A 14,267-nucleotide genomic window follows, 5' to 3' on the forward strand; every position below is an offset into this window, starting at 1 on the left:
GCCGACCCGCAGGAGCCCCGATGACCAGCACCCCGGACAGCCCGCCCGCCTCGTCGGCCGGTGCGGTGGCTCCGCCGCCCGCCCAGCCCGCCGGCGGCCTCCTCGACGCGCTCCTCGCGGACCTGCGCGCCGAGGGCGACCTGCTGCGCGCGACGGTGGCCGACCTCGACGCCGCCGGCTGGGCCACGCCCACCCCGGCGCCCGGCTGGAGCGTGGCCACCCAGGTCGGCCACCTGCTGTGGACCGACGAGGTCGCCGCCCTCTCGGCCCGGGCCGGCACCCCCGAGGGGAAGGCGGCGTGGGACGAGGTCGTCACCGGCGCGCTCGGCGACCCCGACCGCTTCGTCGACGAGGCCGCCCTCGCCCTGGCCGCCCTCCCGCCGGCCGAGCTGCTCGCGCGGTGGGACGCCGCCCGCGCGGGGCTGGCCGAGGCGCTGCGCGCGGTGCCGGCAGGGCAGCGGATGCCGTGGTTCGGCCCGCCGATGTCGCCGACCTCGATGGGCACGGCGCGCTTCATGGAGACCTGGGCCCACGCCCAGGACGTCCACGAGGCGCTCGGCACCACCCCGCCGCCCAGCGACCGGATCCGCCACGTCGCCCACCTCGGCGTGCGCACCCGCGGCTTCGCCCACTCCGTGCACGGCGAGCCCGCTCCCACCGAGGCGGTGCGCGTCGAGCTGACCTCGCCCTCGGGCGAGACCTGGGCCTGGGGCCCCGACGACGCCGCGCAGCGGGTCACCGGGCCGGCCCTCGACTTCTGCCTGCTCGTCACCCAGCGGGTGCACCGCGGCGACACCGCCCTGGTCGCCGAGGGCGCCGAGGCCGACCACTGGCTCGACATCGCCCAGGCCTTCGCCGGCCCCGCGGGCGAGGGACGCGAGAAGCGATGACCTCCGACCCGGCCCCCGGCGCCACCCCCGCCACCACTGCGGCCCCCGGCACGCCCGGCACCCTGCTGGTCGGCAACTGCTCCGGCTTCTACGGCGACCGCCTCAGCGCGATGCGCGAGATGGTCGAGGGCACCACCCGGGGCCGCCACCTCGACGTGCTCACCGGTGACTACCTCGCCGAGCTGACCATGCTCATCCTCGGCAAGGACACGATGAAGGACCCGGCGCTGGGCTACGCGCGCACCTTCGTGCGCCAGCTCGAGGAGAGCCTGGGCCTCGCCCTGGAGCGCGGGGTGCGGATCGTCGCCAACGCCGGCGGCCTCAACCCCGCCGGCCTGGCCGAGAAGGTCCGCGAGGTCGCCCGCGGCCTGGGCCTGGACCCCGCGGTCGCCCACGTCGAGGGCGACGACCTGCGGGCGGAGGCCCGCGAGCACGGCTGGCACGACGCGCTCACCGCCAACGCCTACCTCGGCGGCTTCGGCATCGCCGCCGCCCTGCGCGAGGGCGCCGACGTCGTGGTCACCGGCCGTGTCACCGACGCCTCCCTCGTGCTCGGCCCCGCGGTCGCCCACTTCGGCTGGGCCCCGACCGACCACGACGCGCTCGCCGGTGCCGTGGTCGCCGGTCACGTGCTCGAGTGCGGCACGCAGGCCACCGGCGGCAACTTCAGCGGCTTCCGCGCCCTGCTCGAGGCGGGCATGGACCCCGCGGTGCCGCTCGGCTTCCCCGTCGCCGAGCTCGCCGCCGACGGCGGCTCGGTGATCACCAAGCCCGACGGCACCGGCGGCGCGGTCACCTGCGACACCGTCACCGCCCAGCTGGTCTACGAGATCCAGTCCACCCGCTACCTCGGACCCGACGTCACCACCCACCTCGACTCCGTGCGTCTCGAGCAGGTCGGCCCCGACCGGGTCGCGGTCTCCGGGGTCACCGGCCAGGCCCCGCCCGAGCGGCTCAAGGTCTGCGTCAACGAGCTCGGCGGCTGGCGCAACAGCATCGAGCTGGTGCTCACCGGCCTCGACACCGAGGCCAAGGCCGCCTGGGTGCGCGCGCAGCTCGAGCCGCGGCTGAGCGCGCAGAGCGTGACCTGGTCGCAGCTCGCCCAGCCGCAGCCCAACGCCCCCACCGAGGAGGCCGCCTCGGTGCTGCTGCGCTGCACCGTCATGGACCCCGCGGCAGGCCCGTGCGCCAAGGCGTTCACCGGCCCCGCGGTCGAGCTGGCGCTCGCGTCGTACGCCGGCTTCACCCTGACCGGCCCCCCGCCGCAGCCCACCCCCTACGGCGTCTACCGACCGGCGTACGTCGAGCGCGCCGCGGTCGCCCACACGGTCGTGCACGCCGACGGCCGCCGCGAGGTCGTGCCCGACCCGGTCGACTTCTCCGAGGCCGACCACGACGCGGGCCGTCGCCCCTCGCCCTACCCCGCCCCGGCCGACACCCTCAACCGTCGGATGCCGCTGGGCAGCTTCGTGCACGCCCGCTCGGGCGACAAGGGCGGCGACGCCAACATCGGGCTGTGGGTCGCCCGCGACGGCTCCCCGCGCTACGACGCCCGGGTGACCTGGCTGGCCAAGGTGATGAGCCCGCGCAAGGTCCGCGAGCTGGTGCCGGAGGCCGCCGACCTGGCGCCCGACGCCGTCGAGATCCACCTGCTGCCCCACCTCGGCGCCGTCAACGTCGTCATCCACGGCCTGCTCGGCCGCGGCGTCGCCGCCTCCACCCGCTTCGACCCGCAGGCCAAGGGCCTCGGGGAGTGGGTCCGCTCCCGCTCCGTCCACGTCCAGGAGGGACTGCTGTGACCACGCTGACCGACCCCGCCGCCGACCCCGCGACCGACCGGGGCGCGACGCGCGCCGAGGAGCTGCAGGCGCTGCGCGAGACCGCGGCGGAGTTCGTGCGCCGCGAGGTGGCGCCCCACCTGCAGGCCTGGGAGGACGCCGGCGAGGTGCCGCGCGCGCTGCACCGCGCCGCGGCCCGGCAGGGCCTGCTCGGCGTCTCCTTCGCCGAGGAGGTCGGCGGCCAGGGCGGCGACCTGGAGCACTCGGTGGCGCTGCAGGAGGCGATGTTCGCCGCCGGCGCCTCCAGCGGGCTGATGTCGGCGCTGTTCACCGGCGGCATCGCGCTGCCCCACATCGCCGCCCACGGCTCGCCCGACCTGGTCGACCGCTTCGTGCGGCCCACCCTGGCCGGCGAGCTCATCGGCTCCCTCGGCGTCACCGAGCCCGGCGGCGGCTCCGACGTCGCCGGCATCCGCACCACCGCACGCCGCGACGGCGACCACTACGTCGTCAACGGCGCCAAGACCTTCATCACCTCCGCGGTGCGCGGCGACTTCGTCACCACCGCGGTGCGCACCGGCGGCGAGGGCCACGCCGGCCTCAGCCTGCTCGTGGTGGAGAAGGGCACGCCGGGCCTCACCGTCGACCGCTCGCTGGCCAAGATGGGCTGGCACTGCTCCGACACCGCCGAGCTGTCCTACGTCGACGTGCGCGTGCCGGTGTCGCACCTGGTGGGGGAGGAGAACGCCGGCTTCTACCTCATCGCCGAGCAGTTCGTGGTCGAGCGGATCGCCCTGGCCGTGCACGCCTACGGCATCGCCGCCCGCTCGCTGGCCCTCACCGCCGCGTGGTGCCGCGAGCGCGAGACCTTCGGCAAGCCGCTGGTGGCCAACCAGGTCGTGCGCCACAAGCTCGTCGAGATGCACCGCCAGGTCGAGGTGGCCCGCGCCTACACCCACGAGGTCGTGCGCCGCCACGTCGCCGGCGAGAGTGTCATCGCCGAGGCCTGCCTGGCCAAGCAGACCGCCTGCGACGCCGCCACCGCGGTGTGCCACGAGGCCGTCCAGCTCCACGGCGGCGCGGGCTACATGCACGGCAGCGAGGTCGAGCGCCACTACCGCGACGCCCGCATCCTGCCCATCGGCGGTGGTGCCACCGAGGTGCTCACCGACCTGGCCGCCAAGCTGCTGGGCTACGCCCGATGAGCGCGGCCCCCGAGGCGAGCAACGGTGTGAGCACGACGCCGTCCGACGCCCGGCCCACCCACCGCGAGGCCATGCTGGCCAAGCTCGAGGCCCTGGCCGCCGAGCACGCCAAGGCGGTCGCCGGCGGCGGGGAGAAGTACGTCGCACGCCACCACGCCCGCGGCAAGCTGCTGCCCCGCGAGCGCATCGAGCTGCTGGTCGACGAGGGCTCGGCCTTCCTCGAGCTCAGCCCGCTGGCGGGCTGGGGCTCCGACTTCGCCGTCGGCGCCAGCATGGTCACCGGCATCGGGGTGGTCGAGGGCGTCGAGTGCATGATCACCGCCAACGACCCCACCGTGAAGGGCGGCGCCAGCAACCCCTGGACGGTCAAGAAGGCCTTCCGGGCCCACCAGATCGCCGAGGAGAACGGCCTGCCCACGATCGCCCTCGTGGAGTCCGGCGGCGCCGACCTGCCGACCCAGAAGGAGATCTTCATCCCGGGCGGCAGGACCTTCCGCGACATCACCCGCAGCTCGGCGATGAAGCTGCCCACGGTGGCGCTGGTCTTCGGCAACTCCACCGCGGGTGGCGCCTACGTGCCCGGCATGAGCGACTACACCGTGATGGTGCGCGAGCAGGCCAAGGTCTTCCTGGGCGGTCCGCCGCTGGTGAAGATGGCCACCGGCGAGGAGTCCGACGACGAGTCGCTGGGCGGCGCGGAGATGCACGCGCGCACCTCCGGCCTGGCCGACTACCTCGCCGAGGACGAGCGCGACGCGATCCGCATCGGCCGGCGCATCGTGGCCCGGCTGAACTGGCGCAAGGCCGGCGGCTCCGGGGCCGCCGCGGACCCGGCGTACGCCGAGCCCGACCACGACCCCGACGGTCTGCTCGACCTGATCCCCAGCGACCTCAAGGAGCCCTTCGACCCCCGCGAGGTGATCGCGCGCGTCGTCGACGGCGTCGGCGCGACCAACGGCGTGGCCTTCGACGAGTTCAAGCCGCTCTACGGCACGTCGCTGGTCACCGGCTGGGCCAGCATCCACGGCCACCCGGTCGGCATCCTCGCCAACGCCCAGGGCGTGCTCTTCAGCGAGGAGGCGCAAAAGGCCACGCAATTCGTGCAGCTGGCCAACCAGACCGACACCCCGCTGCTCTTCCTGCACAACACCACCGGCTACATGGTCGGCAAGGAGTACGAGCAGGGCGGCATCATCAAGCACGGCGCGATGATGATCAACGCCATCTCCAACTCCACCGTGCCGCACCTGACGGTGATCATGGGCGCCTCCTACGGTGCCGGCAACTACGGCATGAACGGTCGCGCCTACGACCCTCGCTTCCTCTTCACCTGGCCCTCGGCCAAGTCGGCGGTGATGGGCCCCGCCCAGCTCGCCGGCGTCATGGAGATCGTGGCCCGCCAGTCGGCGGAGTCGCGCGGGCAGACCTTCGACGCCGACGGCTTCGCCGGCGTCAAGCAGGTGGTGGAGGCCCAGATCGAGGAGCAGTCGCTGCCCTACTTCCTCTCCGGGATGCTCTACGACGACGGCGTCATCGACCCGCGCGACACCCGCACGGTCCTGGGCATCTGCCTCTCGGTCATCGACAGCAGCGCCTTCCGCGGCACCGACCGCTTCGGCGTCTTCCGGATGTGAGGCGCCCGTGACCCGCCCCGTGCCGACCGCCGTGCCCGCAGCACCGTCCCCGAGAGGCCTCCCGTGATCACCCGTCTCCTCGTCGCCAACCGCGCCGAGATCGCCAGCCGCGTCTTCGCCACCTGCCGCCGCCTGGGCGTCTCGACGGTCGCGGTGCACTCCGACGCCGACGCGGCGCTGCCCTACGTCGGGGAGGCCGACGTCGCCGTACGGCTGCCGGGCTCCACGCCCGCGGAGACCTACCTGCGCGTCGACCTGCTGCTGGAGGCGGCGCGCGCCAGCGGCGCCGACGCCGTGCACCCCGGCTACGGCTTCCTCTCCGAGAGCGCCGACTTCGCCCGCGCCGTCCTCGACGCCGGCCTCACCTGGGTCGGGCCCGACCCCTCCTCCATCGAGCAGATGGGCTCCAAGATCGAGTCGAAGCGGCTGATGGAGGCCGCCGGGGTGCCGGTGCTGCGCAACCACTCCGTCGACGACGCCGCCGACGCCGACCTGCCGCTGCTGGTCAAGGCCTCCGCGGGCGGCGGCGGGCGCGGCATGCGGGTCGTGCGCGACCTGGCCGACCTGCCCGGCGAGGTCGAGCGGGCCCGGGCCGAGGCGCAGTCGGCCTTCGGCGACGGCACGGTCTTCATGGAGCCCTACGTCGAGCGCGGGCGCCACGTCGAGGTGCAGGTCGTGGGCCACCGCGACGGCGTCCTCGTGCTCGGCGAGCGCGACTGCTCGGTGCAGCGGCGCCACCAGAAGGTGGTCGAGGAGTCGCCGGCGCCGGGCCTGCCCGACGCCGTGCGCGGTGCCCTGCACGAGGCCGCCCGTGCGGCCGCCGCCGCGATCGACTACCGCGGCGCCGGCACCGTGGAGTTCCTCTACGACCCCGCCACGGAGCGCTTCTTCTTCCTGGAGATGAACACCCGCCTCCAGGTCGAGCACCCGGTCACCGAGCTGGTCCACGGCGTCGACCTGGTCGACCTCCAGCTCACCGTGGCCGAGGGCGGCGTGCCCGACCCCCGCGCCATCGGCGAGACCTACGGCCACGCCGTCGAGGTGCGCCTCTACGCCGAGGACCCCGCCGCCGACTACCAGCCGCAGAGCGGACCGCTGAGCGTGCTCGAGGTGCCCGGCGTCGACGCCCGCTTCGACCTGCTCAACCGCCCCGGCGTGCGCCTCGACGCCGGCTTCGCCGGCGGCAGCGAGGTGTCCACCCACTACGACGCGATGCTGGCCAAGGTGATCGCCTGGGCGCCGACCCGCGAGCAGGCCGTGCGCCGGCTGGCCGACACCCTGGCCCGCACCCGGGTGCACGGCGTGGTGACCAACCGCGACCTGCTCGTGCAGGTGCTGCGCTCACCCGACTTCGTGGCGGGAGACCTCAGCACGGCCTTCCTCACCGACCACCCGGCGCTCGCCCCCGCCGCCGACCCGGGGGCGCCCGTCGCCGCCGCGCTGGCGCTGGCCGAGCAGGCCCGCGCCGCCCGGCGGGTGCAGGGCCGCATCCCGGTGGCCTGGCGCAGCGTCGTGAGCCAGCCGCAGCGCACCGAGCTCGACCACGCCGGCGAGCCGGTCGTCGTGGAGTGGTGGGGCGGGCGCGACGGCTACACCGTGGAGGGCTGCACCGTCGTCGCGGCCGGGCCGACCGAGGTGGTCCTGGAGCGCGACGGGCTGCGCTCGTCGTACGCCGTGGCGGTGTCGGGCCCGAGCGGTCGCGAGGTCGTCGACGTCGACGGGCCGGGAGGTCACGCCCGGCTGGTGCGGGTGCCGCGGTTCGTCGACCCCGCCGAGCAGGTCGCGGCCGGCTCCCTGCTGGCCCCCATGCCCGGCACCGTCGTCAGCGTCGCCGTCGAGGAGGGTCAGGCCGTCGTCGCGGGCCAGCCCGTGCTGGTGCTCGAGGCCATGAAGATGCAGCACACCGTGAGTGCGCCCGCCGACGGCACGCTCGCCCGGATCACCGTCCAGCCCGGCGCGCAGGTCGCCGCCGGAGAGGTTCTCGCCGTCGTCGAAGGAGAGGTCGCATGACCACGCAGGTCCAGCCCACCACCACCGCTTTCACCGAGACCGAGGAGCGCCGCGAGCTGCGCACCCAGGTCGCCCGGCTCGCCGCGAAGTACGGGCGGGAGTACTTCACCGAGAAGGCCCGCTCCGGCGGAAAGACCACCGACCTGTGGCTCGAGATCGGCAAGAACGGCTACCTCGGCATCAACATCCCCGAGCAGTACGGCGGCGGGGGCGGCGGCATCGGCGACATCGCCGCGGTCTGCGAGGAGCTCGCCGCCCAGGGCTGCCCGCTGCTGCTCATGGTGGTCAGCCCCGCGATCTGCGGCACGATCATCAGCCGCTACGGCACCGAGGAGCAGAAGCAGCGCTGGCTGCCCGGGCTGTGCGACGGCACCGGCACCATGGCCTTCGCCATCACCGAGCCCGACGCCGGCACCAACACCCACAACATCACCACCACCGCGCGCCGCGACGGCGACGGCTGGGTGCTCAACGGCCGCAAGATCTGGATCTCGGGCATCGACGAGGCGCAGAACGTGCTGGTCGTGGCCCGCACCGAGGACGCCCGCACCGGCCGGCTCAAGCCGTGCCTCTTCGTCGTGCCGACCGACGCCGAGGGCTTCGAGGCCCGGGCGATCCCGATGGAGATCGTCTCCCCGGAGAACCAGTTCCAGGTGTTCATCGACGACGTCAAGCTGCCCGCCGACGCGCTGGTGGGCGACGAGAACGGCGGCCTCGCGCAGCTCTTCGCCGGGCTCAACCCCGAGCGGATCATGGCCGCCGCCTTCTCCCTCGGCCTGGCCCGCTTCGCCCTGGAGAAGGCCACCGCCTACGCCAAGGAGCGCGTGGTCTTCGACGTGCCGATCGGGGCCCACCAGGCCATCGCGCACCCGCTCGCGCAGAGCCACATCGAGATCGAGCTGGCCCGGCTGATGAACCAGAAGGCCGCCGCGCTCTTCGACGCCGGCGACGAGATGGCCGCGGGCGAGGCCGCCAACATGGCCAAGTACGCCGCCGCCGAGGCCGCCTGCGACGTCGTCGACCGCGCCGTGCAGACCCACGGCGGCAACGGCGCCAGCCAGGAGTACGGCATGGCCGGCCTCCTCGTCGCCACCCGCGTCGGCCGGATCGCCCCCGTGAGCCGCGAGATGATCCTCAACTTCGTCTCGATGCACTCCCTGGGGCTGCCGAAGTCCTACTGAGCGGGCTGCCCCCGCCGCAGCTGTCACGCCGGGTCACCCGACCTGTCGCCCCGTCACGACGGGGCGGCAGAGGGGGCGGCAGAGGGGGCGACTCGGCGTGACAGCCGGCGCGCGTCGGCCCGCCCCGTCCGCCCCGCCGCGCGGGTGGCGGCGGTCACGGGCCTAGGGTCGCGGCGTGGCAGGGGTGTTCTCGGGGTTCGCGACGATCGGCGTGCTCATCGCGCTGGGGATCCTGCTGGCCCACCTGCGGGTCATCGACCTGGCGGGCCAGCGCACGCTGTCGACGCTGGCCTTCTACGTCGCCAGCCCGGCGCTGCTGCTCACCGTGCTCGAGGACAGCGACCCCGCCGAGGTCTTCTCCACCACCCTGGTCGCCAGCGCCGCGGCGGTGCTCGTCGTGGTGCTGCTGCACCTCGGCCTCAGCCGACTGCGCGGCCCGCTCGACCTGGGCGGCGCGACGGTCGGGGCGATGGCGGCGGGCTACGTCAACGCCGGCAACCTCGGGGTGCCGATCGCGGCCTACGTGCTGGGCGACGTCGCCCTGGTCGCCCCGATCCTGCTCATGCAGCTGCTGGTGCTCCAGCCGCTGGCCCTCACCCTGCTCGACGTGGCGGTCGCGCCGACGCGGCTGAGCCTGCGCAAGGTGCTCTCGCGCCCGGCCACCAACCCGCTCACGATCGCCTCGGCCGCCGGGGTCGCGCTGGCGCTGAGCGGCGTACGGCTGCCGGCCGCGGTGCACGACCCCCTCGACCTGGTCGGGGGCATGGCGGTGCCGGCGATGCTCATCGCCTACGGCGTGGCGCTGCGGCTCGGCCCGCTGCCGGGGCGGGGCGTGCCGGCCTCCGAGCTGGGCCTGGCCGTGGGGCTCAAGCTCGTCGCGCAGCCGCTCGCGGCCTACGCCGTGGGCCGCTGGGCGCTGGGCCTGGAGGCCGACGCGCTGCTCGCGGTCACCGTGCTCTCCGCGCTGCCCACGGCGCAGAACGTCTTCGTCATCGCCAGCCGCTACGGGCGCGCGGAGCTGCTGGCGCGCGACGCCATCTTCGTGAGCACGCTGGCCTCCGTGCCCGCGGTCGTCCTGATCACCGCGCTGATCGCCTAGCCGGCGCCCCGATCGCATAGCGTGAGCGCCGTGGGACGAGCCGTGGACGGAGCCGACCGGTTCCAGCGACGCTTCCCGCCGGTGGGGATCCCGCTGGCGATCGTCTACAAGCACTTCGACGACCAGGGCAACTACCTGGCCGCGATCATCACCTACTACGCCTTCATCGCGATCTTCCCGCTGCTGCTGCTGGCCTCCTCGATCCTCGGCTTCCTGCTCCAGGGCAACCCCGAGCTGCAGACCCAGGTGCTCGACTCGGCGCTGAGCCAGTTCCCGATCATCGGGGAGCAGCTGGGCCGGCCCGAGGGGCTCCAGGGCTCGACCACCGCGGTCGTCGTCGGTGGCGTCGCGGCGCTCTACGGCTCGCTCGGCCTGGGCCAGGCGCTGCAGAACGCCATGAACATCGCCTGGTCGGTGCCGCGCAACTCCCGCCCCAACCCGCTGCTCCTGCGGCTCAAGAGCCTGCTGCTGCTCATCACCGCCGGGCTCTCGGTGCTCGCGGTGTCGGTGGTCTCGGCCCTCGGCAGCCAGACCGAGGTCTTCGGCCCGCGCCTCGACGGCACGATCACCTGGCTGATCCGGCTGGCCACCGTGCTCGGCGTCGGCGCCGTGCTGACCTTCGTCTTCCGGCTCGCCTCCGCGCGTCAGCACGGTCTGCGCGCCGCCGTGCCCGGCGCCCTGGCGCTCGCCGTGATGTGGCAGCTGCTCCAGGTCATCGGCACGGTCTACGCCACCCGCGTGCTCGGCGAGACCAGCCAGATGAACGCGACCTTCGGCCTCGTCCTCGGGCTCATCGGCATCATCTACATCGCCGCGGTCATGGGCGTGCTGGCCATGGAGATCAACGTCGTGCTCGCCCGGCGGCTGTGGCCGCGCGCGCTGCTCACCCCCTTCACCGACAACGTCGAGCTCACCGACGCCGACCGTCGCGCCTACGCCGGCTACGCCCGCGCGCAGCGGCACAAGGGCTTCGAGAACGTCGAGGTCTCCTTCACCGACCCCGCCACCGGCGAGATCACCCTGCCGACGCCCGGGCGCCTCGAGTCGCGCCCGCCCGCGCCCCCGGTGGGGCCGGTGGCCGAGCAGGGCGGCACGGAGCAGGGCGGCACGGCGCAGTCCGGTGAATCCGTGGACAGGGTGCGCTGAGAGCGGCCAGGATCACCCGCGTGATCAAGCTCGAGCTCGTCGCCGGCGTCCTCGGCTTCGCCCTGTGGGTCTACTGCCTGGTCGACGCCATCGGCACCCCGCCGCAACGGGTCAAGCACCTGCCCAAGGCGGCCTGGATCGTGCTGGTGCTGCTGTTCCCGTTCGTCGGCTCGATCGCCTGGCTGGCGCTCGGTCGCGACCGGGGGGCGCGGCCGCTGACCCGGTCGCAGGGGGCGGCGCCCGGCTTCCCCGAGTACGAGCGGCCCGGCCGCATGGCCGCGGGCGACGCCGGGCGCGACGACGAGTTCCTGCGTCAGGTGCACGCTCGCGCCGAGGAGCAGCGGCGCCGCCACGAGCGGGCCCGCCGCGAGGAGGCGGCCCGCGAGGAGGCCGAGCGGCAGCGGCTGCGCGCGGCCCGCGAGGCCCGTGAGCAGGGCCGGTCGGGCTCCGCCGACGAGCCCGGCGCTCCCGCGGGCGGCTGAGCCAGCTGCGGCGTACAGGCGGGGGACGTCATGCGAGTGGTGGATGCGCATCCACATGTCGCATGACGTCCGGGTACGGCGCGCGGGGTCGGTGAGCAGGCCGGCGGGGGACGTCATGCGAGTGGTGGATGCGCATCCACGTGTCGTATGACGTCCGGGTGCGGTGCGCGGGGTCGGTGAGCAGGCCGGCGGGGGAGGTCATGCGAGTGGTGGATGCGCATCCACGTGTCGTATGACGTCCGGGTGCGCCGCGGCTAGGTGGTGGCCCGCTCGCGGGCGGCGACGCCGAGCTCGCGGGCGTAGCGGGCGGTGGTGGTGAGCACGGCGAGCACGGGCACGGCGAGGAAGGCTCCGGTGATGCCGGCCAGCGTGCTGCCGAGGGTGACCACGACGATGGTCATCGCGGGGTGGAGTGACAACGTCTTGCCCATGAGCAGCGGCTGGAGCACGTTGCCCTCGAGCTGCTGCACCACCAGCACGAGCCCGACCACGATCAGCGCGGTGGTCAGCCCCTGGGTGGCGAGCGCGACGACCGCGGCGAGCGCGCCGGCGACCACGGCGCCCACGACCGGCACGAAGGCGGCCAGGAAGGTGATGACCGCCAGCGGCAGCGCGAGCGGCACGCCCAGCACGAGCAGCCCGATCCCGATCCCGATCGCGTCGACCAGGCCCACGGCGGCCTGCGCGCGCACGAAGCCGCCCAGCACCGTCCAGGAGCGGCGCGAGACCTCGGCGGCGTGGGCCGCCGGGCCCGGGGACAGCCAGTGCTCGAGCCACGGCAGGAACCGCGGGCCGTCCTTGAGGAAGAAGAAGCACAGCACGAGCGCCAGCAGCGCGGTGAGCGCCCAGGAGCTGGCGGTCGAGACCCCGGTCAGCGTCCAGGCGGCGATGTCCTGGGCGCTGTCCTGCACCTGGTCGACCGCCTGGCCGACCAGGTCGCCCACCTCGTCGTCGCCGAGGTCGAGCGGCGGGCCCGCGAGCCACGCCTCGATGTCCTCGACCCCCTGGGAGAACTGCTCGCTCAGCGAGTCGACCTCGTCGAGCACGAGGTAGGTCACCGCGGCCACCAGGCCGCCGAGCACGAGCAGCCCGGTCACCACCGCCGCGCCTGCCGCGGCGGCGGCCGGCACCACCCGGCGCAGGCGCCGGGCCAGCGGCCACAGGGCGGTGCTCAGCAGCAGGCCCAGGAGCGCCGGCAGCACGACCACCCACATCCGGCCGACGACCCACAGCGCTCCCACGACCACCGCCGTCACCAGCAGGATCCGCAGGCTCCAGCGCCCCGCCTCGGCCAGCGTCGTCGCGATCGGCGTCGCCGGTGGCGCAGGGTGGTAGCCGCCGCCCGTGCGCGTCGGTGAGCGCCGGGGCTCGGGGGAGGGGGTCGGCGCCTCACGGCGGCGGAAGATCGGCATGACCCCTCTCTACCCGACGGTGCACGTGCCGGGCCTCCTCGCGTGGGGTGGGGCTGACGTCACGGCCCGACGGCCGACCCGGGCCGCCGACGGCTCAGGAGTAGCGGTGGCTCTTCGCGGCGTGGCCGAGCTCGCGGGTGCAGGTGCGGCCGCCCATGTTGCGGTGGCCGCACAGGCCGGGCTCCGCGCCCGGCTCCACCGGCGTCGCGGCAGCGGCCTTCGCGGGCCGCTTGGCGGCGGCGGCGGCCGCGGGCGCCGAGCGGCGTACGGCGGGCCGCGCCGGCGCTGCTCCCGGCTTGGCCGCGCGGGCGGCGGCCTCCTCGTAGCGCGCCTCGCGCATGGCTCGCAGGGCATCCATCTTGCTCATCGGCTGTTCACGTCACCAACCTACGCGGCGCCACCGACAGCGCTGGTGCCGCCGCACCGGGGGCGGGGGCGTGTGACGCTGGGTGGTGTCGCGACGCCCGGCAGGGCTCGCTCCTCGACCACCGAGGGGCTGGGTGGTTTCGAGACGCTCGCTGGCGCTCGCTCCTCAACCACCGGGGGGCTGGGTGGTGTCGAGACGCTCGCTGGCGCTCGCTCCTCGACCACCGGGGGGCTGGGTGGTGTCAGCGGCGCTTCTTGGGGGGCGTGGGGAAGAACATCGAGACGCGCTCGGCGTACTCGGGGAATCCGTCGCGCTCCATCATCTTCTTCTCCAGCAGCTTGGCGCCGGTGACGTTGCGCAGGAAGAAGGTCATCACGGCCGGGCAGGCCACGGTGAGCAGGCCGGGCAGCCAGCCGGAGGCGAGACCGGCGGTGAGCCACAGGCCCCACCAGACCATCGCGTCGCCGAAGTAGTTCGGGTGGCGGGTCCAGGCCCACAGCCCCTGGTCCATCACCTGCGGGCGCGACTCCTTGGGCTGGGCCTTGTAGGCCTTGAGCTGACGGTCGCCGACGGCCTCGAAGGTCAGGCCCACGGCCCACACCAGCAGCCCGATCCACACCACAGGCCACCACTCGACGGCCAGCACGGCGCCGACCTGCACGGGCAGCGACACGAACCACTGCGCCCCGCCCTGCACGAGGAAGACGCGGCGCACGGCGGCCCGCATGCCGACGTCCTGGAGGCTGCCGCCGAGCATCTCGGCGTAGCGCGGGTCCTCCTTGCCCTGGTGGTCGCCCAGGGCGCGGCTGCGCACGTGCCACGCCAGGCGCCCGCCCCACAGGGCGACCATGGCGAGCACCAGCCAGCGACGGGCGTCGGCCTCGTCGGAGAGCGAGCCGAGCAGGGCCGCGATCACCGCGACGACCACGAAGCCGAGGCCCCAGGCGACGTCGACGACGGCCACGACGCCGAGCTGGCGGGCCCGCAGGGCGGTCAGGGTCATCACGACCGCGACCGCCAGCAGGCAGGCGGCGAGGACGAGCACGAGAGTCATGACCCCAGT

At 74.5% G+C, this 14,267-nt stretch carries 12 protein-coding genes; 9 read left to right on the forward strand and 3 right to left on the reverse strand.

What is annotated here, in order from left to right; all coding sequences use genetic code 11:
* Positions 1–20 precede the first annotated feature (20 nt).
* The 9 genes from LPA27_RS12375 (at position 21) to LPA27_RS12415 (ending at position 11,425) form a co-directional block, all read left to right on the forward strand.
* Positions 21–890: a TIGR03084 family metal-binding protein gene (locus tag LPA27_RS12375; protein WP_228942623.1), complete on the forward strand. Its 870-nt coding sequence runs from the start codon at positions 21–23 to the stop codon at positions 888–890.
* Positions 887–2,689 carry an acyclic terpene utilization AtuA family protein gene (locus LPA27_RS12380; RefSeq protein WP_228942624.1) on the forward strand — a complete coding sequence of 601 codons (1,803 nt, stop codon included), beginning with the start codon at positions 887–889 and terminating at the stop codon, positions 2,687–2,689. Before LPA27_RS12375 ends, LPA27_RS12380 begins: the two co-directional genes overlap by 4 nt.
* Positions 2,686–3,873 carry an acyl-CoA dehydrogenase family protein gene (locus tag LPA27_RS12385; RefSeq protein ID WP_324251259.1) on the forward strand — a complete coding sequence of 396 codons (1,188 nt, stop codon included), beginning with the start codon at positions 2,686–2,688 and terminating at the stop codon, positions 3,871–3,873. Before LPA27_RS12380 ends, LPA27_RS12385 begins: the two co-directional genes overlap by 4 nt.
* 71 nt (positions 3,874–3,944) lie before the next feature.
* Positions 3,945–5,507 carry an acyl-CoA carboxylase subunit beta gene (locus tag LPA27_RS12390; RefSeq protein WP_228942657.1) on the forward strand — a complete coding sequence of 521 codons (1,563 nt, stop codon included), beginning with the start codon at positions 3,945–3,947 and terminating at the stop codon, positions 5,505–5,507.
* A gap of 63 nt (positions 5,508–5,570) precedes the next feature.
* Positions 5,571–7,517, forward strand: a complete 1,947-nt coding sequence (locus LPA27_RS12395; RefSeq protein ID WP_228942625.1) for an acetyl/propionyl/methylcrotonyl-CoA carboxylase subunit alpha — start codon at positions 5,571–5,573, stop codon at positions 7,515–7,517.
* Positions 7,514–8,698 carry an acyl-CoA dehydrogenase family protein gene (locus LPA27_RS12400; protein WP_228942626.1) on the forward strand — a complete coding sequence of 395 codons (1,185 nt, stop codon included), beginning with the start codon at positions 7,514–7,516 and terminating at the stop codon, positions 8,696–8,698. Before LPA27_RS12395 ends, LPA27_RS12400 begins: the two co-directional genes overlap by 4 nt.
* Positions 8,699–8,873: 175 nt before the next feature.
* The gene (locus LPA27_RS12405; RefSeq protein ID WP_056905190.1) at positions 8,874–9,797 is read left to right on the forward strand and encodes an AEC family transporter; all 924 of its coding nucleotides are present in this window, start codon (positions 8,874–8,876) and stop codon (positions 9,795–9,797) included.
* Positions 9,798–9,827: 30 nt separating this feature from the next.
* Positions 9,828–10,943, forward strand: coding sequence for a YihY/virulence factor BrkB family protein (locus tag LPA27_RS12410; protein WP_200919164.1), 1,116 nt, complete (start codon positions 9,828–9,830; stop codon positions 10,941–10,943).
* Positions 10,944–10,963: 20 nt separating this feature from the next.
* Complete coding sequence (locus LPA27_RS12415; RefSeq protein ID WP_228942627.1) at positions 10,964–11,425, forward strand: PLD nuclease N-terminal domain-containing protein; 462 nt, start codon at positions 10,964–10,966, stop codon at positions 11,423–11,425.
* A gap of 254 nt (positions 11,426–11,679) precedes the next feature.
* On the opposite strand, the gene LPA27_RS12420 is transcribed toward LPA27_RS12415, so the two are convergent.
* The 3 genes from LPA27_RS12420 to LPA27_RS12430 all read right to left on the reverse strand — a co-directional run bounded on the left by LPA27_RS12420 (position 11,680) and on the right by LPA27_RS12430 (position 14,258).
* Positions 11,680–12,837: an AI-2E family transporter gene (locus LPA27_RS12420; protein ID WP_228942628.1), complete on the reverse strand. Its 1,158-nt coding sequence runs from the start codon at positions 12,835–12,837 to the stop codon at positions 11,680–11,682.
* Positions 12,838–12,931: 94 nt separating this feature from the next.
* On the reverse strand, positions 12,932–13,204 hold the full coding sequence (locus LPA27_RS12425; RefSeq protein WP_228942629.1) for a hypothetical protein: 273 nt from the start codon (positions 13,202–13,204) through the stop codon (positions 12,932–12,934).
* 241 nt (positions 13,205–13,445) lie between these two features.
* Positions 13,446–14,258, reverse strand: coding sequence for a DUF1295 domain-containing protein (locus LPA27_RS12430; RefSeq protein WP_056865002.1), 813 nt, complete (start codon positions 14,256–14,258; stop codon positions 13,446–13,448).
* Positions 14,259–14,267: the final 9 nt, after the last annotated feature.

Source organism: Nocardioides sp. Leaf374 (genome assembly GCF_916862475.1).
GTDB classification, from domain to species: Bacteria; Actinomycetota; Actinomycetes; order Propionibacteriales; family Nocardioidaceae; genus Nocardioides; species Nocardioides kribbensis.

Bases quoted from the DNA above. Each gene is read 5' to 3' on its own strand.
- LPA27_RS12420 (WP_228942628.1), bottom strand. From the start codon at position 12,837: ATGCCGATCTTCCGCCGCCGTGAGGCGCCGACCCCCTCCCCCGAGCCC.
- LPA27_RS12390 (WP_228942657.1), top strand. From the start codon at position 3,945: ATGCTGGCCAAGCTCGAGGCCCTGGCCGCCGAGCACGCCAAGGCGGTC.
- LPA27_RS12400 (WP_228942626.1), top strand. From the start codon at position 7,514: ATGACCACGCAGGTCCAGCCCACCACCACCGCTTTCACCGAGACCGAG.
- LPA27_RS12430 (WP_056865002.1), bottom strand. From the start codon at position 14,258: ATGACTCTCGTGCTCGTCCTCGCCGCCTGCCTGCTGGCGGTCGCGGTC.
- LPA27_RS12425 (WP_228942629.1), bottom strand. From the start codon at position 13,204: ATGAGCAAGATGGATGCCCTGCGAGCCATGCGCGAGGCGCGCTACGAG.
- LPA27_RS12380 (WP_228942624.1), top strand. From the start codon at position 887: ATGACCTCCGACCCGGCCCCCGGCGCCACCCCCGCCACCACTGCGGCC.
- LPA27_RS12375 (WP_228942623.1), top strand. From the start codon at position 21: ATGACCAGCACCCCGGACAGCCCGCCCGCCTCGTCGGCCGGTGCGGTG.